General features: G+C 43.0%; 15 protein-coding genes. 7 read left to right on the forward strand and 8 right to left on the reverse strand.

Going from position 1 to position 20,497, the window contains the following annotated elements; all coding sequences use genetic code 11:
• Positions 1–43: 43 nt before the first annotated feature.
• The 3 genes from gltX (at position 44) to G8O23_RS09400 (ending at position 2,319) form a co-directional block, all read left to right on the forward strand.
• Entirely contained in the window at positions 44–1,570 is a 1,527-nt protein-coding gene (gene gltX, locus G8O23_RS09390; RefSeq protein WP_166364105.1) for a glutamate--tRNA ligase, read from the forward strand.
• An 81-nt stretch (positions 1,571–1,651) separates the two neighbouring features.
• Positions 1,652–2,038, forward strand: coding sequence for a HEPN domain-containing protein (locus tag G8O23_RS09395; RefSeq protein ID WP_166364107.1), 387 nt, complete (start codon positions 1,652–1,654; stop codon positions 2,036–2,038).
• Positions 2,017–2,319 carry a nucleotidyltransferase domain-containing protein gene (locus G8O23_RS09400; RefSeq protein WP_166364109.1) on the forward strand — a complete coding sequence of 101 codons (303 nt, stop codon included), beginning with the start codon at positions 2,017–2,019 and terminating at the stop codon, positions 2,317–2,319. Before G8O23_RS09395 ends, G8O23_RS09400 begins: the two co-directional genes overlap by 22 nt.
• Before the next feature lie 86 nt (positions 2,320–2,405).
• On the opposite strand, the gene G8O23_RS09405 is transcribed toward G8O23_RS09400, so the two are convergent.
• A complete protein-coding gene (locus tag G8O23_RS09405) occupies positions 2,406–5,222 on the reverse strand; it encodes a S9 family peptidase (protein WP_166364111.1) in 2,817 nt (938 codons plus the stop codon).
• A 307-nt stretch (positions 5,223–5,529) separates the two neighbouring features.
• Between G8O23_RS09405 and G8O23_RS09410 the strand changes: the two genes are divergently transcribed.
• Positions 5,530–6,300 carry a serine O-acetyltransferase gene (locus G8O23_RS09410; protein ID WP_166364113.1) on the forward strand — a complete coding sequence of 257 codons (771 nt, stop codon included), beginning with the start codon at positions 5,530–5,532 and terminating at the stop codon, positions 6,298–6,300.
• A gap of 202 nt (positions 6,301–6,502) precedes the next feature.
• On the forward strand, positions 6,503–7,414 hold the full coding sequence (gene cysK / locus G8O23_RS09415; RefSeq protein ID WP_166364115.1) for a cysteine synthase A: 912 nt from the start codon (positions 6,503–6,505) through the stop codon (positions 7,412–7,414).
• A 56-nt stretch (positions 7,415–7,470) separates the two neighbouring features.
• On the opposite strand, the gene G8O23_RS09420 is transcribed toward cysK, so the two are convergent.
• The 7 genes from G8O23_RS09420 to G8O23_RS09450 form a co-directional block, all read right to left on the reverse strand.
• Positions 7,471–8,019 carry a DUF1847 domain-containing protein gene (locus tag G8O23_RS09420; RefSeq protein WP_166364117.1) on the reverse strand — a complete coding sequence of 183 codons (549 nt, stop codon included), beginning with the start codon at positions 8,017–8,019 and terminating at the stop codon, positions 7,471–7,473.
• 212 nt (positions 8,020–8,231) lie between these two features.
• Positions 8,232–11,861, reverse strand: a complete 3,630-nt coding sequence (locus G8O23_RS09425) for a BPTD_3080 family restriction endonuclease (RefSeq protein WP_166364119.1) — start codon at positions 11,859–11,861, stop codon at positions 8,232–8,234.
• Positions 11,862–11,866: 5 nt separating this feature from the next.
• Positions 11,867–12,718, reverse strand: coding sequence for a DNA damage-inducible protein D (gene dinD / locus G8O23_RS09430; RefSeq protein WP_166364121.1), 852 nt, complete (start codon positions 12,716–12,718; stop codon positions 11,867–11,869).
• A gap of 7 nt (positions 12,719–12,725) precedes the next feature.
• A complete protein-coding gene (locus G8O23_RS09435) occupies positions 12,726–15,248 on the reverse strand; it encodes a site-specific DNA-methyltransferase (protein WP_166364123.1) in 2,523 nt (840 codons plus the stop codon).
• A gap of 476 nt (positions 15,249–15,724) precedes the next feature.
• Positions 15,725–16,339 (reverse strand): outer membrane beta-barrel protein, encoded by a 615-nt coding sequence (locus tag G8O23_RS09440; RefSeq protein WP_166364125.1) that lies wholly within the window; start codon positions 16,337–16,339, stop codon positions 15,725–15,727.
• Positions 16,336–17,025: an SIR2 family NAD-dependent protein deacylase gene (locus G8O23_RS09445; protein ID WP_166364127.1), complete on the reverse strand. Its 690-nt coding sequence runs from the start codon at positions 17,023–17,025 to the stop codon at positions 16,336–16,338. The genes G8O23_RS09440 and G8O23_RS09445 overlap by 4 nt, the downstream gene beginning before the upstream one ends.
• Before the next feature lie 101 nt (positions 17,026–17,126).
• Positions 17,127–18,089, reverse strand: coding sequence for an NAD-dependent epimerase/dehydratase family protein (locus tag G8O23_RS09450; protein ID WP_166364129.1), 963 nt, complete (start codon positions 18,087–18,089; stop codon positions 17,127–17,129).
• A 288-nt stretch (positions 18,090–18,377) separates the two neighbouring features.
• On the opposite strand from G8O23_RS09450, the gene G8O23_RS09455 reads away from it, so the two are divergent.
• Positions 18,378–18,986: a TetR/AcrR family transcriptional regulator gene (locus tag G8O23_RS09455; protein ID WP_166364131.1), complete on the forward strand. Its 609-nt coding sequence runs from the start codon at positions 18,378–18,380 to the stop codon at positions 18,984–18,986.
• A 4-nt stretch (positions 18,987–18,990) separates the two neighbouring features.
• Positions 18,991–20,463, forward strand: coding sequence for a TolC family protein (locus G8O23_RS09460; RefSeq protein ID WP_166364133.1), 1,473 nt, complete (start codon positions 18,991–18,993; stop codon positions 20,461–20,463).
• Positions 20,464–20,497: the final 34 nt, after the last annotated feature.

A 20,497-nucleotide genomic window follows, 5' to 3' on the forward strand; every position in this document is an offset into this window, starting at 1 on the left:
GCGTACATTTAGTATCTTTGCAACAAAACTAAAGTACAAAATTATGTCGCAACAAAACGTAAGGGTACGGTTTGCCCCAAGTCCCACTGGACCACTACATATTGGCGGTGTGCGCACCGCGCTTTTCAACTACTTTTATGCTCGCCAGCACGGCGGAACCTTTATTCTGCGTATAGAAGATACCGACTCGCAGCGATTTGTGCAGGGTGCCGAGGAGTATATCAACGAATCGTTGAAGTGGTGCGGAATTCATATAGATGAGGGCGTTGCCGAGGGTGGCGAATTTGGACCCTACCGCCAGAGCGAGCGTAAGGCAATTTACAAGCAGTATGCCGATCAGCTGGTTGAGTCGGGCAATGCATACTACGCCTTCGATACTGCCGAGGAACTGGATGCTATGCGCAAGGAGGCCGAGGCCAAGGGCGAAGCCTTTACCTACGGTTACAAAATCAGAAACAATATGCAAACCTCGCTGGCTCTTTCTGCCGATGAGGTTCAGAAACGCATTGATGCAGGCGAGCAGTGGGTTATCCGATTTAAAATGCCCGAGAACGAGGACGTGGTGATGAACGATATAATCCGTGGCGAGGTAACCGTAAATACATCTACCCTTGACGATAAGGTGCTGTTTAAAAGTGCCGATATGCTACCCACGTACCATCTGGCCAACGTTACCGACGACTACCTGATGCAAATTTCGCACGTTATTCGTGGCGAGGAGTGGCTACCATCGTTGCCGCTTCACGTTTTGCTTTACCGTGCTTTGGGGTGGACCGATAAAATGCCGCAATTTGCTCACCTTCCGTTGCTGCTAAAGCCCAGTGGAAATGGTAAGCTAAGCAAGCGCGATGGCGATAAGATGGGATTCCCCGTTTTTCCGCTTGAGTGGAAATCGGCACAGGGCGAAATTTCCCGTGGTTACCGCGAGGATGGATATCTGCCCGATGCCTTTGTAAACTTGCTGGCACTGCTGGGGTGGAACTCAGGGACCGATCAGGAAATCTTCTCTATGGATGAGCTTGTTGAAAAGTTCTCGCTTGAGCGAGTAAACAAGTCGGGTGCGCGATTCGACCCTGAGAAGGCCAAGTGGTTCAATCATCAATATCTTATAAAAAGAGATGATAAAGATTTGGCCCGGGAATTTGCCAAAATAGTTGAGGCAAATGGAGCAAGTGCCGATATTGATAAGGTGGAAAAGATTGTTGGGCTGGTGAAGGAGCGCGTAAGCTTTACCCACGAGCTTTGGGAGCAGGCATCGTTCTTTTTTGTGGCACCAAGTGAGTACGACGAAGCACCTGTGAAAAAATTCTGGAAAGAGGACACAGCTTCCATTATGCGTGAGCTGATAGAGGTGATACAGAGTGTTGAAACCTTTGAAACTGCCAATATAGAGCCAGCAATAAAAAACTTTATCAACGAGAAAGGATATGGAATGGGCAAGGTGATGAATGCGCTTAGGCTAAGCCTAGTGGGCGAGTCGAAAGGCCCTGGTGTTGCCGATATTTGCGAGCTGCTTGGGCGCGACGAAACGGTTAGCAGAATAAATAGTGCGGTAAAAGTTTTGGGGTAGGCTGCTTAACTACACAGCTTACCTGATGTGCTAAAGTTAAAGCAATTGTTTGTATCTTTGGATTCTAAGTCCAACTTGCTAATGGATGAAAAGGTAAAGTATTGGTTAGACTTGCCGGATTACGATTTGGAAACTGCTGTAGCAATGCTCAAAAGCCGCAGATTCCTTTACGTTGGCTTTATGTGTCATCAAACAATTGAGAAAATTTTCAAGGCTTTTTATACTTCTAGCTTATCGGAAGTTGCTCCTTATTCTCACAGCTTGTCTTATTTGGCAAAAAAGGGAGGTTTTTACAACCTATTCTCCGAAGATCAAAAAGATTTTATTGATCAAATTGAACCTTTAAACATTGAAACTCCTTATCCTTCACATAAAGAAAGGCTTCTGAAAAGCTTGAATGAGCAAAAATGTATTGAACTAATTAACCAAACAAAAGCGTTACAGCAGTGGATAAAAGAAAGGCTATAGAAATTGCAAAAAAATACAGTGATTTGCTAAAAGAGCACTTCCTTGTTGAAACTGTTTATCTTTTTGGTTCATATGCAAAAAACACGAACCACGAGGATAGTGATATAGATGTGGCCATTATTGTTGATAAAATTGAAGGCGATTTTTTTTCCACACAACCTTTGCTTTGGAAATTAAGGAGACAGATAGACGACAGAATTGAACCCATTTTATTTTCAAAAGATAGCGATTCAAGTGGATTCCTATCTGAAATTAAAAGAACAGGAATTCAAATCTGCTAAATAGTTTTAATTGCTAGAATATTGAAAAGACACAAAAAAGGGCTACCGTAATTGGTAGCCCTTTTTTGTGCATTATGCAGATTTGTTTACTCTACCAATTCGTATCCCATTTCCCCTTTTTCGGTTTGGGGAATTCCGTACTTCAGCCATTTGGGTGCAGGTGCATCCTTTAGGTAATGGTCAAAAAACTGCTGCATACGTATGGTCCAGTCAATTCGATTGGCGCGGCGTACCAAGTTGTGCGCCTCGTCGTTGTAGTTTATCATCCAAACGGGCTTTTCGAGCCTGCGCAGGGCAAGGAATAGCTCAATGCCTTGGTACCATGGCACTGCCTCATCGGCATCATCATGGCGAATAAGCAGCGGGGTGTTTACCCTTGGCGCATAGAACAGGGGCGAGTTCTCTATGTAGTGCATTGGCCGATCCCACAGCGTAGCTCCAATTCGGCTCTGGGTGCGCTCGTACTGGAACATACGCGCCAAGCCGCTCCCCCAGCGAATTCCACCGTAGGCGCTGGTCATATTGCTAACCGGCGCACCCGCCGAGGCGGCTTTAAACAGGTCGGTTTGGGTAACTAGGTAGGCAATTTGGTAGCCACCCCAGCTCTGACCCTGAACGCCAATCCTATTAATATCAACAAAACCTCTGTTAACCATTGCCATGGTGCCGCTAATAATGGCATCGTAGGCACTTCTTCCCGGAAGCCCCTCGAGGTATGCAATATCGGGCATAAATACGATGTACCCATTGCTAACGTAGAATGTGGGGCAGATAACCGAGCGCCCGGGCGCTGGCTTGTGGTGTGTGTGCAGGTTATCGGCATGGCGCTCGTAAAAGTAAACCATCATGGGGTACTCTTTGGTGGGGTCGAAATTTTCGGGAAGGTAAAGCAACCCTTCCACCTCATTGCGGTTAAAGTCGTACCACTTGGTAAGCTCCACGGATCCCCATAAGTATTGACTTTGCTGCGGATTGGTGCTAGACAGCTTGGTGCTGTTGGTAAAGTTAGCGGTGCTAACCCAAAGATCGGGGTACTCATAATACGACTGGCGTGTCCACAGCAGTGTGGATAGATCCTCGCTGTTGGCCCTTACCGAATATCGGTATGGCTCCTTCAGCATCACCCTTGGGGTGGTTGACCGTCCAGGAACCACCATCGCAAAACCCGATTGCTTGGTCATCTCATCGAAAAGTGATACCATCATCGATTCGCCCGAAGGGATTCCTTCGTTTTCAGTGCTTAACCTTTGGTATCGATACCTTATTTTATTGGCCTCTCCGTGGCCATTGGTAAGGCAAATGGGGCTTCTTCGACCACCAACATCCACCTGCCAAATATCGTAACGGTCATATATCAATAGTGTTCTTCCATCAGTAAGCCAATCTGCCATTCCGTATGGTCGGGGCTCACTTGGCCTATCATCTGCCTCGTTGTAAAAATTAGTGTTAATGCCGTTTGTAAGGGGAAACGATTTCATATTTCGCGTATTCATCCCATACCAAGTACTGTCCGATGGTTGGTAAAAAGCCAAATACTTATCATTGGGCGATATGGTTGGAAAGCTAGAGTTATTCTTTGCAATTAGCCTTCGCTCACCCGAATCAATATCTACTAAATAGTAATCGCTTCCCGTGGGGTAATCCCAGGTCATACTCCACATATAGGGCGTTCTATCTACGCCAATGGCGTATTTGGCATTGCCCCTGGGGTCGGTTCTAACCATCTCCATACGCCTATCGGCAAGCTGCGTGTAGGTTTCCTTTTTGATATCATACACCCCGAGAAATGACTTTCGCTGCTCCCTTCTTAGGTTTACCTTTTGCTGTGTCTGCAACAGGGTATCAGTCCAGCTCCAAAGGTCAAATATTACCTTTTCGTCGCTAGTAAGCGTATCCTTGGGCTGTTCCATCGGTTTGGGAAAGGTTGATAGAAACAGCCGGTTTCCACTGTCGCTAAAGCGAAGCTTACCATACTGGCTAACCACCCAGCCACTTGGTACTCCTGCCGATGAGGCGTCGAGTATTTTGGTAGCTTGCTCCTGCTCCTCTTTCCATAGGTACAAATCGAAAATCTTTACCTTTCCAGAATCGGCGCTAAAATGGAAGGTCAACATTTTACCATCCTTGCTAAAGGTAAGGTTCATCAATTCACCTTTCTCCTGAAAGATTTGTTTGCCCTGTCCTAAGTTGGCATCAAAAAGCGTTAAAACATTTTGCTCTAGGGAGTCGGCACTGGTATGCGATATGGCGACATAGTTCCCTTGCTCGGCAAAAACGTAATCCTCTACGTACAAAAACTCTTGGGTAGATTTATCATTTGTATTTAGAAGGGTTAGTAGGGTTTCCTTCTTTTTCGATTTCTTCTTCGGCTTGCGCGCAGGCTTGTCTTCAATCTTTGTGGAATCAGCTGCTTCTTCGGCTTTGGGCTCTTGTGCTTTATACTCGGTTAAAATACCAACCCATTGTCCATCCTTCTCTCCAAATCCAAAGTTCTTAACCTTGCTATAGCCAAACCACTCGTCGGAATGTGGGAAGTACACTCCACCCGAGTCCTTTGGCATTTGGTCGGGCTTCTTTTTGGCCAGCTTGGCCTTGCGAACCTCAGCCTTGGTGGGTTTAATGGTAAAAGCGACAAAATTGCCATTGGGGGCGAGTTGGGCACGGGTTCCGCGCTCAAACATCTTCTCAAAATCTCTATTCCGATTAGTAATATGCAGCACTCCATCGCCATCCTGCGGATTTATCTCAAAAGAAATTAAACCGTTACGTAGCGAGATGTTTGGTCTTTCCATATCTTTCCACGAGTCGTACACATCGTGGGTTAGGGGAATTTTTTGCCCATGGGCAAATGTTGAAGCAAGCAGCAATGCTGCAGAAAACAAAGTGAAAATGGTTCTATTCATGCGAAACAAATTTTGGATTTCGATTGTTACTTATTATGACAGCATACCATTTGATAAGTTTAATACCCTTAGAGAGGCATTATTCCCAAATAATCTATTTGTATTACAAATTATTTATATTTGTACCCTAATAAACAGGCAGATGATTCATTTACAAAATTATATTAATACCGTTTGTTGTTGTTGGTTTGCAAACCAAACGCGAAGGGTATGCCCATACACAATGCATCTGTAATAGATTAATTTGACAGGTAAAATAGTGAGCCCTTCCATTCTGGAGGGGCTTTTTTTATAATATCATCACGCCATGAAGCACGAGAAATTTAAAACATTGCCATCGAAGTTAAGCACCATTAGTTTTACAAATAATTTGGTTCACAATCTTTTCCAATTTATTGATGGCGGAAGGCCCAAAAGTATTAGCAGAAGGAAACTCGAAAAGCAGCTAAAGGCTTTGCTAAAAAAAACGCCCACGGTTGAGCGCTACGCCCAACAAGAATTAGCCAAAAAATTTATGCTTTCGTTGGATAGCATAAAAGAACAGCTTCTTACCGATGCTACCTTTATTGAGGGAAACGATCCTGCAACCACATGCGTTGAGGAGGTGGTAATGACCTACCCCGGATTTTTAGCCATTGCGGTTTACCGGTTAGCCAATAGGCTGAAAACATTGGGTGTACCTCTTATTCCAAGGATAATGACCGAGTACGCTCACTCCCAAACGGGAATTGATATTCATCCCGGGGCAAGTATCGACAGCCCATTTTTTATCGACCATGGAACCGGTATAGTGATTGGCGAGTCGGCAGTAATTGGAAAAAGAGTAAAACTTTACCAAGGAGTAACCATTGGTGCACTTAGCGTAAGCAAGGAGTTGGCCAGAGTTAAGCGCCATCCCACAATTGAGGATGATGTGGTAATATACGCTGGTGCTACCATACTTGGTGGCAAAACTACCATTGGTATGCGATCCGTAGTAGGTGGTAATGTTTGGCTTACCGAGAGTGTACCCCCTTTTTCCATTGTACAACACGACAATAAGGTGAGGATAACAACCCGGGATTACTCGTTGAGTTGAAAGATAGGAAGTCGGAAATTAGAAGACAGAAGTCGAAAGTCAGAAAGTCGAAAAGTCAAAAGTCAATAAACACAATCATTCAACCAATCAATCATCCCTGCCTGCCGCAAACGTCAGTCAGGCAGGCAATCAATCAACCTGCCCTCCGACATCAGTCAGGCAGCCTGCCTGCAGGCAAGCAGGGTCAACCAATCACTTAATCATGAAAATAACAACATCAACACAGCTAATTGGTAACACACCGCACTTGCGGTTAGGTAAACTTTTCCCAAATCACGAGGTGTGGATAAAATTGGAACGTGCCAACCCAGGTGGCAGCATAAAGGATAGAATTGCGCATGCCATGATTTCCGATGCCGAAGGCAAGGGACTGCTAAAACCGGGGGGTACAATTGTTGAGCCTACCTCGGGCAACACGGGCATTGGCCTTGCGCTGGTTGGAGCGGTAAAGGGCTATCGGGTTGTTTTGGTAATGCCAGAGTCGATGTCGGCTGAACGGCGAATGCTGCTGAAAGCATACGGAGCAGAGCTTGTTCTCACATCAAAAGAAAAGGGCATGAAGGGAGCAATAGCTAAGGCAAAGGAAATTGTAGCCAATACACCGTGTGCATTTATGCCTATGCAGTTCGAGAATTTGGCAAACCCAGAGGTGCATATGCGCACTACCGCAGTGGAGGTTATTAACGATTTTCCCGAGGGCATCGATTATTTAATCACCGGTATTGGAACTGGTGGGCATATTACGGGTGTGGGCAAAACGCTTAAGGAGGCATTTCCACAGGTTAAGGTGATAGGCGTTGAGCCATCTGCCTCAGCTGTAATAAGTGGTAATGCATCAGCACCGCACCCATTGCAGGGCATTGGCGCTGGGTTTATCCCACCAATACTTGCTTTGGATATCCTAGATGAGATGGTGCAGGTACAGGGCGATGAGGCATATTCAATGGCTCGGCAATTGGCAAGAACAGAAGGGGTTTTGGCTGGCATTTCAACAGGTGCATCGCTGGCTGCCATTGCAAAAGTGCTAGCTGCTATTCCGTTTGGTAAAACCATTCTCACTTTTGCCTACGATACGGGTGAACGATACCTAAGCGTTGAGGGGCTCTGGGAATAGTTTTAAATACTCACGGGGTGATTACTTGCTATGTAGATAATCACCCCGTGAGTGGTTCAAGTTAGCTTTTTCTGGTAGCAGCTCGAGTAAAGCGTGGCGACGGTATTGTGCCTGGTAACCCTATCCTTTACTATAAATGTTGTAACGGGTGCTTGGGAATACTTGGTAAAAAGTATATCATGGCCAATGCATAGCCCAACAATTATGTTCAAATCGGTTTTTAAATCGTTAAGCACCATGGCTTGTCCTATTGGGTTACAAATGGCTTCATACCTATCGCACATAATTTGAGGTAGGTCTAAATCTTTTTTGTTGACACCTGAAAATTTGCAGCAGATGGTATGCACGGTAAATTTTTTATCAGGCACATCCTTTAGCAGCTTGGCCTCGTTGTTTAGTCCAACGCAGTGGGCGATGCCAATTTGCTTATAACCCATTTGCTCGGCAAAGCCCATAATTTCCTCAAGCCGTGTCCATTCCGTGTAGTGCTCGCCCTCAATACGGGTCGATACCTCAAGAATTTTTCTGTTATCTGGATTTTTATACTCTTCCAATGTACGTGGTGCGAACCCCTTTAGGTTTTGGCCGCTTAAAAAACTTTTCAAAGTTTAGAGGGAGTATCAATCTTCAAGTTAACCCTATCCGTCAAAAGTTTTATATACCGCATTGTATGTGGTTGTTTATCTAATTTAGGTTACTCGCCAATTACTTAAGCCTTTAATTAACAGTATGTCTAGCCGCACAAATCTCCTTATGAAGCACAAATTTGATTTTTTATCCCCATCGACACCAATGTTCTGGGAGGGAAAAAAGGCGGCTATTGGGTTGATTCACTTAAAAATTTCGTTAATATTTTCCTCACTAAAAATTTACAATCGGTTGCTTTATCTCTTGAAAGTAGCATTGTGTGTGCAGATTTATTTCTGTACTTTCTCAATAACTCTGTCAAGTCTGCTATAAAATCATCTGCATATAATTCCGGTGAATAATTCTCATTTATGAACTCGTAAAAGTCTTTAGTAATCTCGCTTCTATCGAGCAAAAAATCATCATTAAGATTCGAGAGAATATGACACATATTACCTAAGGTATAGGTGGTGCGATTATTAACTACCATATTGGCAAATAGTGAGGTCCTTTTACTCTGTAAATCGTATTCGTAAGTAATATTTGTATGTGGATTCTCTGCACGAATAAAATTAGTAAATGGTATAAATAATTTTAAAAGCATTTCGCTTTCTACTGCCCTTGACATTTGAAGAATGTAGGGGCTAAAGTCTTCCGAAGATTGGAAAACAAGAGTATCGTTTAAGTATTCGGCAGAAATTAAAAAGCTGAAACTTTGCTTTTCAAGTTTTTTGGCATCTTTCAACATGCTCCGAATACGGGCATCAAAAGTTTTGGTATCGGTTGGAGTTACCCCGTCAAGGAATGTATAAATCTTTTCTTGCAATTCTTCATTGTCGACAAAATCTTCACCCGATTCTTTGGATACTTCTTTTATGGTTCTAATTATATTTTCAATATTAGAAGTAAGCAATTCTTTCATCACCACTTTTACCATTTTTTCCAATGAGCCAGCAGACTTTATTTTATCTTTTGGTAAGCTATAGAATGTAGCAAGTTGCTCCCCCTGAGTTTTAATTTCTTCCGGTTTAGCATCTTCCTTTTGGGGTAAGAAGGCGACGGTAGGGAATTCTTTGTATGAATTTAAAACATCATGAACCTCTGAAGAATTAAAAACAACTGCCCAATGCCATTTGCCAAAACGTTTTGTTTCATTTACAGCTTTTACCCAAAGGTTTAAGAATTCCCGTTTAACGCGGTTCTCATCACTATCCTGTCCTTTTACTTCAAGAATTAGCTTATCTCCATTTGTCAATTCAATTATATAATCAGGGATGTAATTCTTTAGAACTCCACGATAATTGTATTTTACAAAGAATCCTAAATGGTCGTTTTTTACAAAAGCACGCACCATTTCATGCTTGTTGATGATGCTTGCATTGTTGGCTTCCCATGTACTGTCAAAAACGGTGTAGTTCACGTGCGATTTTTCGTGCCATTCATTGGGTTTAGAGCTATACCATGTTGGCATATCGGAGGTTGACCGAATAGGTCGCTCGGCATCAAAAACAGGTGAAAGCACTTCGGCGTTCTGGTCTTTGATAGCCATACCAAAATGCTGAATGATTCTTGAAACATTAAGGGTTAGCAGAATATTTCTTCGTACTTTGTCACGATTGAAAAGGTTACTTTTGATTATTATGCGGTTGGATTCTAAAAATTCCTCGGTAAGTTTTAACAGTTGTGCTAAAAAGTCGTATTGATTTCCTTTCCAATTGTATTTTTGAGTACCGAAAATACTAGTAGCCACTTTAAAAATGACAGATTGTAAGCGATACCTTTCGGTGAATTCTTTAATATCAATCTCACTCATTTTTGAAGGGATGATAGCTTCTTTTAGTTGATAGCCAAACTCCACTTCTGTAATGGTATCTTCTGGGTTTATCTCAATGGGTTTTACTTCGTTGTAATCAATTTGCAGCGATGATTTGTAAATGGTATCAATCCGTAATATATTCGGAAACGACAATTTAAAATTACTCTTTTCCTTAGTTGGTTCAATCTGCATTTTTGGTTTTGGAGGACGAGGTGTAGATGCTCCACCTTCATGAGGGATAAAGGAGAAAGGAACACCAAATATGTTTACATATTCCGGCTCCAACATTAGATTCTCGTCAAATTCATAGCTTACACGGCGTAAACCACGGCCAACAACCTGTTCGCAGAGTAACTGACTAGAAAATGCCCGTAATCCCATTATCTGGGTAACATTTTTAGCATCCCAACCTTCGGTTAACATGCCTACACTAATTACATTTTCTATTTTTTCTCCGGGTTTTCCGGGTTTTCCAACTGTATCGACTTTTTCGCGGAGTTGTTGAGCCTGTTCCAGCTTTGAACCGGAAAGGGTATCATCTTCATTTTCTATTTTACCTATAATCTGGCTGTCGATTTGCAAGGTTCTTTCTGTGTTGCATATCTCTTTTACGTTGCAGCTACCAGAATCGAAATAGTGTTTAATACGGTCAGCAGTTACGGTTGTATTGGCAATGGTAATCATTACCGGGGGAATATTGATGTTTTTTACCTTTTCCCATTCCTTTTTTGTTTTTAGCCAATCGCTGGCCAATAAGTCATATGCATTAGTAACTAATTCTGGCAAAACGGTTTCTTTTGGAACCTGTTTTTGATTCAGGTCAACCTTTACATCCTCATCCATATAGATGTGATACAAACGGGATTTATAGTCGGAAGTATATTTCCCATCATCACGAAAAACAACACGTGGTGTTTTTACCAAACCCGATTCGATAGCATCATTTAACCCAAAATCACTGATTATCCATTCGTACAATCCACCTTCGGTAGTTTTTTTACCCGTTGGGGCATAAGGCGTAGCAGAAAAATCATGGCAACGTAAGATATTTACCTGTTTGCTTAGTTTATCTAATCCCCCAATCCAAACCGTATTGTCAATATCTTCTTTTTTAACCTGCTTAACCTTACTTTCACCTGCTGTACGCCATGCATGGTGGGCTTCGTCGTTAATTACAAGAATATTGCGTACATTGGCCATATTGCCTAATACAGCTTTTGCATATGCCGAATCGCTAATCTCCATTTGCTTGCGTTTGTCCACGCTACGAAGCTGACCTTTTTCTACTTTAGCGTCCAATTTATCCTGCGAATCCCAGGCCAGCATGTGCCAGTTTATAATTTTAACCTGTCCAAGCCTGAGCTTGTCCATTAAGGTTGTTGGCACAATATTAAACTCATTGTAATAGTTGTTCTCATCGGCAGGTTGTAAAACCGCAAGTCTGCTCTTTACTGTCAGGCCAGGAGCAACCACCAAAATATTTTTCGAAAACCGGGAATCTTGCTTATAAGATACCTTGTTAAGAATATTGTATGCAATAAGCATGGCCATTACGGTTGTTTTTCCTGAACCAGTTGCCATTTTATTACACCAGCGGATAAATTCCCCACCATCGGATGGAATTGTAATACCAGTTTTATAGTGTTCGGGGGCTTCAATTAGGAACATAATTACCTGAATGGCCTCCAATTGGCAAAAGAAGAAAGGGTTTGTTCGGAGGTTTTTGTCTTCCCAATGCTCCAGCAGCTCGCGGCTAACACCGGTAAGGCCGGGACGGTTATCCGCCTGCCATTCTTTAATTCTTTTCCGAATATGGTTTACTAAAGGAATCTCAATAAATTCGCCTACAACTACACCTTTTTTTGAACTAGGACTTGCTATAGTATATCCTGCGGGGCGACGGCCTTCTTGCTGAAAAAACTCCTGTGTTTGGGCATCTCTGTCCCAATAAGCGTGAGGCTCATTATAGGGCGAACAGAGGATTAGTTTGTCAATTTGTTTCATGCGCCTTACTTTTTCTTCTTCTGTTCTTTTTGGGCTTCTTTCAATACTTTCTTTTCATCACTGGCCAGCCTTCGTTCTATTTTCTTTATATCTTCTGCCGGTGGAAGTTCTTCAGGCTTTACACCCCGTTCGAGTAGCATTTTTCGTACAGCCATGTTGTTATCAATATGCTCTTTTGATATTTGCCGGTCGCCCTTTAAATCTTTTTCAACCACATTATGGCTGGTTAATTCGGTAGCAAAGTCTTTGGCTTTGATGGTAAGGGTAGGCAGAAAATCGGCCAATGGCCTGCCGGTGGGCACCATTAGCCGGTTTTTCATAAACAAGGTTGTCTTTCCGCCAAATAAAGCCTGGTCGCCTTTGGAACGAATAATGGCAAAACTCTTCTCGTTTACGCCCCGTTCATAAATAATCCCCGATAATTTTTTTTCAGTTTTCGATAGCTTGTTACGGGCAGAAACCCTAGCTACATCCAGTAAGCGTTGCTCAATTAATTCCTGTTTGCGGGTTTGTACGGCAAAATAGGTTTGGGCAAAAGCTACTTCGGGTTTTGAGGGGTCGCCATTTTGAGCTATCAGATAGCATGCATATCTTGTGAGCGCAATGTCTTTTATCTCTCTTTCCGCACCCTTAGCGAGTTTTATCATTTTGTTGACATCAACAAAATGATTGGAAATTGTTTCTCCGGCATTATCACAAGATTGGGCTGCTTTTTCAATCACTTTCTGAAAATTTCGCCATTCGGTGTAATTGAATATTTCTTGCAGATCCCTTGCGCTCCAACACTCCAAACCCTCGTGAACATAACAGGCATCTTCAAATTTTTGAAACAGTTCTTGAATAAATTCCTTTTTCATGATTGGATTATCGAGTGATAATTTTTAAACTCTCAATGCCCCTGTCATCGATTATTTTTATGGCTATTTGTTTGCCCGGTGCAAAGGGCAATGACTCTGTTCCCCGGAATGCTTCAATTTTTTCTTCATCAATTTCGGCTTTCAAGTTTTTGGCCAGTTTTGCCCAACCATCGGTAGCCCCGGCCATAGGGAAAAATACCTGTTTTGGGAAAAGGCTGCGGCCATCGTAATCGGTATCGAGTAACCACATGGCAATGTTTTTCTTGCCACCACTTTCAATGCTTCCGTTTTTGGGATTGAAATAGTCGAAGCCCATTACTTCAATTCTCACCATTCCTTTATCTTCGCCATCGGTAATTTCATGCAAACGGACATCGGGCTGGCCAATAAGCCAAAAACTTTGGTTGGTATTACGGTTCTTTTTTAGGTCTTCGGTTTGCAAGTCCATGTTCATTTGGGCTTTGAGCAGCTTGAAACCAATACTTGCTTCCGGTATTTCATCAATATCTTTGGCGGCTTCTTCATCGAACTGGAATGCACAAAACAGTAAAATATCGGGCTTCATATAGCGTGCTTCATCAATGGCCAGCTCAACAGTGCGTTGCTCCAACGGGGCATGTTCGGGGCCAAAAACCACTAAAACCTGTTCGGGTTTGCCTCCACCTTCGGCTGCGCTCAGGGCAGGCTTAGTTTCACCCTGAGCCTGAATATATTTTGTGCCCGATATGGCTTCCATGCGGCTAAACTCAATCATGGCACCCCCTTTGGCGCGCACACCTGTGCGTGCTAATTCATCGCGCCATTGGTCTTGCCGTAAGGTTTCTCCTGTACGGGTAACCGATTTGTCGGCTTCCATTTCGCTCTCCAATGCTCCTTCCAAATCTTTTACGAAGGGTGCTGGGATGCTTTCTACGGTGAAAGGGCCGGTTATACGGGTTTTCTTCGAGTCTATTTTAGGTTGGTCGTAAAGAACCTCTTCACCGGGTGGTTCGTTGTTAGCTATACTTTTTAACGTAATATGAGGAACAGTTTTGTAATTAAAACCACCTGATATTCCTTCGTCCAACCTTGCAAGTTGATAATAATCAAAATTAGATGTCATTAATCTTTGCTTTGCTAATGTTAAGGCTATTCTTGAGGTATCACAGGTTATCCATCGTCTGCCCCATTGTTCAGCAGCAAATGCAGATGTACCACTACCACAAGTAATATCAAACACAATATCTCCTGGATTTGTCGTCATTAAGATACAGTTTTGAATAACCTTATATGAAGTTTCAACGACATAGTTCTTTTGAGTACCTAACATCATTGACTCCCATCTATCTGTGATAGGAATTACTGGAAAGTCATCAACAAACCTTCTATATCGAAGCACAGAGCCCATAATCTCTATTCTATTCGCCTCTGCGAGTTTTTTCATGCCTTCTAAGGTGGTTTTCCAATGTGTATCAGAGCGTGGTTTATAAATCTTTCCTTCGAATTCAAAAGCCTGTTCTTTTGATGATGCCCCATCAGAATACAAGGCTGCTAATTGGTATCTCTTACCTGATTCATCTATAATACCTGTTTCTACTTCTTTCTTTGATAATCTCCGTGTTGTCCCATCTTCTTTTAGAAGCATGTCATATCTATCAAGAGATGTATCTCCAATTTCGCGAAAACGATAAAGTTGATTATATTTTACCTTTCCCTTATCCTTTGAATACCATAATAAATAATCTACAGTTGAAGCTAAAACCTTTGTTTCCTGTCCACTTGTTTTTTGAAAACTTATTATTCTAACGAAGTTTTGAACTCCAAATACCTCATCCAAAATCTCTTTTACATGATGCATATTTTCATCAGAGATTTGAACAAACACACTTCCGCTTTCATGCAACAGCTCTCTTGCGAGAAGTAATCTATCCCTCAAGTAAGTTAAATATGAATGAATTCCTAATTCCCAAGTATCACGAAATGCTTTAATCATTTCAGGTTCATGTGTCAAATCATCATCACTACCATCCTTAACATCCTTTTTATCGATAAATGGTTGAAAATTACTACCATATTTAATACCATAAGGAGGGTCAAAATAGAGCATCTGCACCTTGCCGGCCATTCCTTCCTTTTCAAGAAGGGAATTCATTACCAAAAGGCTGTCGCCGGCAATAAGGCGGTTTGTCCAGCCTTCCTTGTGTTTGTAAAATTCTATGGCTTCGCGCAAGGGTTTGTCGTGTTGCTCAAACAAGGACATTTGCTGGTGTTTTGCACCTTCCTTCTTTACCGTATCTATTATTGATTTTGGATCGATACGCTCATGAACATGCAGCGAAACGGTAGGAACTTCAAACGAGGTATGTTCGGCTTTGCCTGCCCATTGCAGCTGTGGGTCGAGGTGTGGGTCGTACTCGTATTTTTTCTTTTTTTGTCCGGTTTCTTTGTCGGTGTTTTTATTTACCAGCCCAACAGGTGGGTTGTTTAACCTTTCTTTGTCGGAGTGCTTGTATTGCTCTATGCTTATCGCCTGTTTTGCTTTTTTTGCCATATTTTTTTATAATAAATGAGTTCAGTATAAAAAGCCCCCAAGCTGCTGATTTTTATCTTTTTTACCCCTAACCCTAAAGCCTGCCTGAATGCTGCGCAAGCGGCAGGCAGGGTAAAGCCTAAAAATAAGCAACTTGCAAAAGCCCCCCCCTGCCTGCAGCAGGCAGGTTTAGGGGTAAAAGGGCTTTTTAGACTGGGCTCATAAATTCAAGTCTAAAATCAATAAAAATACACATTAGTATTTAAAATTGTAGCTGTTGACCAGCAAAAAACAATTTTTTTCAATCTTTGGCTTACAGGGCAAGGTTGCCGGGGTTTGTCAATCTGTTGTTTTGTAGGTTAAAACCACTAATGTCTTTGAACGGCAAACAGAAATGAAATAAGTTTGCTCGCATTGCACCAACCTATCTACGGAGCACCTACAAATCCGTTTATATTGCTTATTCTGTTTGTTAATGTTATTGCACTTCCCGCCAGCTAAAAATTATACTTAAGGTAGAATTGCAGCGCGTTGTTGAACTGCCCTCTGTTTAGCCTATAGGAAATGTTCCCCTTGTGCGGTCGTACGGGAAAAGTGGAGTACGAGTAAGAGGTACAGAAGCTGAAGTTTTTATTAATAATATACACTACCCCAGCTGATGCAGCCACCTCAACCTTGCGGAATTGGGCAATATCCTCCTCGGGGTAGGTACCATCCATATTGCTCTCAGTGGCTTTCCATAAGTAGCCTACGGATATACCCGCAAAAGGAACTATATTTTCGCGAAAGTGATACTCAATAAGGTATGGCATATGGATGTAGTTTAGCCGCATGCTGTAAAAGCCTATAACACCACCAATATCATCTTTAAACTGTTGATAACTGCCTTTTTGCAAAAATTTCAGCTCTGTGCGAATGGCCCACTCTGTCGATATAGTCCTACCAACCCAAACACCTGCCGCTAGGCCAGCGCGTTTGTATCCTCCATGCCCATCGCCATCGACCTGCGTTGCGGATATCCCCGCCAGCAAACCACCATTAAAGTTCTGAGACAAAGCGGCTGAGGTAACGGTAAATAGCGCAAAAGCTAAGATAATTCTTCGAGAATTCATTCCATTTGGTTTAGCATTTCCAGCATTTTCTTAACCCCCGTAGAGGCTGGCTCCTTAATGAAAGTGACATCGCGGCGCGAGTAAACGGCCACATCGTGCGGATCGATTAGAAAAATTGGAATACCCATGGGAGCGTAGTCGAGCAGTCCTGCCGCAGGATATACGTTTAGCGAAGTGCCCACCACTGCAAAAATGTCGGCTTGCGCAGCAACCTCAGCGGCCTGGGCAATCATGGGTACAGGCTCGCCAAACCAAACAATATGTGGCCGAAGCTGATGCCCCTGTTCACACACATCGCCTATTTTTAGCTCCCTGTTACCGATATCGTATATAATGTTTGGATCACCCGTGGATTGTGCCTTGGTAAGCTCCCCATGAAGATGGATAATTTGGGTGCTACCCGCCCGTTCATGCAGGTTATCTACATTTTGTGTAATGATATGTACTTCAAAATCTTTCTCGGCTTGAGCCAGAGCAATATGCCCAGGGTTTGGCTCAACGGTATATAGCTGTTTGCGACGGTCGTTGTAGAATCGCTGCACAAGCGCTGGGTTTTTGTTCCAGCCCTCGATACTTGCCACCTCCATCACATCGTACTCCTCCCACAGGCCTCCCATATCACGGAAGGTTCTAATGCCGCTCTCGGCCGATATACCTGCACCAGTAAGCACTACCAATTTCTTCATACACATCAATTTTGTGTAAAGATATTGATAATTTGAAAAAACAGAAACGGGCATCCAACACCAAATGGATGCCCGCTTAAATATCTTTTGATATTTTTACTCTAGATCAACCCCTTCGCGTGCTTCTCACCAATAACCTTTAGCATATCGTCGGTCATGGTCTCCAGGTTCCATTTCGGATTCCATCCCCACTCCTCGCGGGCACAGCTGTCGTCCATGTAGTTTGGCCAGCTGGCCGAGATGGCCTTCTTCACAGGATCTACATCGTAATCCATAATAAATTCGGGGATTCGCTTCTGAATAGCAGCCATAATTTGCGAGGGCTCAAAGCTCATAGCTGACACGTTGAAACTGTTTCTGTGCACCAACTTGCAGGGGTCGGCCTCCATTAAATCAACACAAGCGTTAAGCGCATCGGGCATATACATCATATCAAGGAAAGTTCCTTGAGGCAAGGGGCACGTAAACTTCTTCTCCTTAATGGCACCATAATATATCTCCACTGCGTAATCGGTAGTTCCACCGCCTGGTAGGGTTACGTTTGAAATAATCCCTGGAAATCGCACGCTTCGCGTATCGAGCCCAAAGCGCTGGAAGTAGTAATCGCTTAGCATTTCGCCAGAAACTTTGCACACACCATAAATAGTGGTTGGGCGCATTACAGTATCCTGTGGGGTGTTATCCATCGGGGTAGATGGGCCAAATGCGCCAATGGAGCTGGGTGTAAACACTGCGCACTTGTTCTCAAGGGCTATATCCAATGAGTTGAGCAGCGCACCCATATTAATTTTCCATGCAAGCTGTGGATTCTTCTCGCCAGTAGCCGACAGCAATGCCACCATATTGTATATGGCATCTACCTTGTACTTTTTAACTACCTCAGCAAATTTCTTCCCATCCAGAGCGTCAAACTCTTCTAAGGGGCCTGCCTCACCAAGTTGCTTGCAGGCACAGCAGTTAATATCAGAGGCAATCACATTGGAATCGCCATAAATATTTCTCAAATGAGGTGTCAACTCGGAACCAATCTGTCCGCCAGCGCCAACTACTAAAATTCTTTTCATAGGGAAACCCTTTTTAACTGTTCCAATTTATAATTAAATCTCTTGCGTTTACAGAAAATTTATTAGACAAAAGTATATTTTTCCGATTAACTGTAACACATCAATTGTCATTACTACAATTATTTTTTTTGCTCGACCCATAATAGACCTTAATTTGCAGATAATTAAACCAATAGATATGTGTTGAAAAACATTTTAGACCATTTAATGATTTTAGTCGAAAAATCTATTGGCACAATAAAATTTTGTCTATACCTTTGGACCAAAACAAACGAATAGTCGAAAAATATGGATAACGATAATAAAACTATGGCTCACAGCAATATGCAAAATGCCATTGTGAGCATTGCCTCGGAGGTTTTTGCAAAGTTTGGGTTTAAGAAGACAACAGTTGATGATATAGCGCAAGCGCTTCGCAAGGGGAAGAGTTCAATATACTACTACTTTAAAAGTAAGGAGGATATTTTTAAGGCTGTGGTAGAGAAGGAGGCGGATGCTCTTCGCGAAAAGATCAACGTGATTTTAAATAGTGACCTAACAACCATTGATAAGGTTAGGGCATACGTAAATACCCGAATGCAAGCTATACAGGTTATGGCAAATTATTACACTCTGGTAAGCGAAAGGGATGTTAATAATTTGGATTTGATTGAAAAACTCCGCTCCAAGTACGATACCGAGGAGGTATCAATCATTAAAGCCTTGCTAACCGAAGGGGTTGAGCAGAAGGTTTTCCAAGTTAAGGATATTGAACTCTCATCGGTTGTGTTGCTAACGGCAATGAAGGGTCTTGAAGTTCCTCTCTTCCTGGAGCATTGGCGTACCGAAAGCTTGGACACCATACTTAACGATATGCTCAACATGCTTTTCTATGGAATTGTAATTCGAAACAGCTAATACGATGAAAAAAGGCTTTCTATTTACCCTTTGTCTTACGGTTGTCATACCCCTTGTGGCTCAGCAAACTCTCTCCCTCAACGATTGCAAAAGGCTTGCTTTGGAGCATAACTACACGATTCGTATTGCAAAAGAGGATATTGGCTCAAGTGAGGCTATGGCTAGTTCGGCTCGAACCAAATACTTTCCAAACATCAGCGCAACGGGGCTCTACAATCGAACCAATAGAAATATCCAGCTGCTCGAGAACGATATGCTCATTCCGGTAGTACCATTTAGTGCAATCAATCCCGAAACGGGCGAGTTCGACCCCAATCGCGATCCTGCCAACACATTTGTGTTTAACCCCATAAGTGGTGGGTTGATTTACGACAAAGATGGCAACCCCGTTTTCACCAACTACGCCTGGCTGCCTAAGGATCAACTACAATTTGGTGGTAAGAATCTGTTTATGGCGGGCATTAGCATAACCCAACCCATTTACACTGGGGGTAAAATACGAGAGATGCACCGTATCAGCCAGCTAAACAACCAAATTGCTAAGTTTTCGCTAACCAAGGAGCAGAACGAGCTGCTTTACGGGGTGGAGGCAAACTACTGGCGTATGGTATCGCTGCAGGAAAAGGTGAAAACAGTTGAGAGCTATATCGCCCTGCTTAACAAGCTTAAAACCGATGTGCAAAACCTATACACCGAGGGTATAGTCATAAAAACCGATGTGCTAAGGGTTGATGTAAAGGCCAACGAGGCGCAGCTAAATCTGCTTAAAGCGCAGAATGGACTAGAACTGTCGCGCATGGCGCTATGCCAAATGGTTGGGCTTCCGTTCGAGTCAAACATCATGCTTAGCGATAGCCTGGACAAAACCCCCAGCAGTATTGATGCGGAACTTCTAGCTGATAGTACCAATACTACCCGGCCCGAGCTGGCCATGCTTAGCCAAGCGGTAAGCATAGCGCAATCGGGGGTAAACATTATGAAATCGAGATACCTCCCAAATGTCGGACTTACCGCTGGATACACCTTTCTAAACCCTAATCCTTATAGCGGTTTTTCCAACAGTTTTGGTGGCGATTGGAACGTAGGTGTGGCTATAAACATCCCCATTTTCCACTGGAACGATAGAGCACACACCCTTAGGGCTGCGCAACACGAACATAAAAAGGCTGAGCTACAGCTGGCCGAAGCTCGCGAAATGATAGACCTACAGGTTCGGCAGGCTATCTTTGCCGCTAACGAAAGCTACAAAAGGGTTTCGATGGCCGAAGAAAATCTATTGCTTGCAACCGAAAACCTTAGAATAACCAGCAATGCCTTTGCCGAGGGAATGGTTAAAACCACCGATGTGCTAGAGGCTCAAGCCTTGTGGTTAGAGGCAAACAGCAACCTTATTGATGCTCGAATGGAGAGCCAACTGAGTACCGTTAACCTCCGAAAGGTAACGGGGCAAATTAACATTGACGAGGAAATCTGGTAAAATTTCGAAATGCATACTTATCTGCCAACAAAGA

Origin of the sequence: Perlabentimonas gracilis (genome assembly GCF_011174675.1) — a bacterium.
Taxonomy (GTDB): Bacteria; Bacteroidota; Bacteroidia; order Bacteroidales; family Tenuifilaceae; genus Perlabentimonas; species Perlabentimonas gracilis.

Excerpts from the sequence above, each read along its gene's own strand:
- gltX (WP_166364105.1), top strand. The coding sequence starts at position 44 with ATGTCGCAACAAAACGTAAGGGTACGGTTTGCCCCAAGTCCCACTGGA.
- G8O23_RS09395 (WP_166364107.1), top strand. The coding sequence starts at position 1,652 with ATGGATGAAAAGGTAAAGTATTGGTTAGACTTGCCGGATTACGATTTG.
- G8O23_RS09405 (WP_166364111.1), bottom strand. The coding sequence starts at position 5,222 with ATGAATAGAACCATTTTCACTTTGTTTTCTGCAGCATTGCTGCTTGCT.
- G8O23_RS09410 (WP_166364113.1), top strand. The coding sequence starts at position 5,530 with ATGAAGCACGAGAAATTTAAAACATTGCCATCGAAGTTAAGCACCATT.
- cysK (WP_166364115.1), top strand. The coding sequence starts at position 6,503 with ATGAAAATAACAACATCAACACAGCTAATTGGTAACACACCGCACTTG.
- G8O23_RS09425 (WP_166364119.1), bottom strand. The coding sequence starts at position 11,861 with ATGAAACAAATTGACAAACTAATCCTCTGTTCGCCCTATAATGAGCCT.
- dinD (WP_166364121.1), bottom strand. The coding sequence starts at position 12,718 with ATGAAAAAGGAATTTATTCAAGAACTGTTTCAAAAATTTGAAGATGCC.
- G8O23_RS09435 (WP_166364123.1), bottom strand. The coding sequence starts at position 15,248 with ATGGCAAAAAAAGCAAAACAGGCGATAAGCATAGAGCAATACAAGCAC.
- G8O23_RS09440 (WP_166364125.1), bottom strand. The coding sequence starts at position 16,339 with ATGAATTCTCGAAGAATTATCTTAGCTTTTGCGCTATTTACCGTTACC.
- G8O23_RS09445 (WP_166364127.1), bottom strand. The coding sequence starts at position 17,025 with ATGAAGAAATTGGTAGTGCTTACTGGTGCAGGTATATCGGCCGAGAGC.
- G8O23_RS09450 (WP_166364129.1), bottom strand. The coding sequence starts at position 18,089 with ATGAAAAGAATTTTAGTAGTTGGCGCTGGCGGACAGATTGGTTCCGAG.
- G8O23_RS09455 (WP_166364131.1), top strand. The coding sequence starts at position 18,378 with ATGGATAACGATAATAAAACTATGGCTCACAGCAATATGCAAAATGCC.
- G8O23_RS09460 (WP_166364133.1), top strand. The coding sequence starts at position 18,991 with ATGAAAAAAGGCTTTCTATTTACCCTTTGTCTTACGGTTGTCATACCC.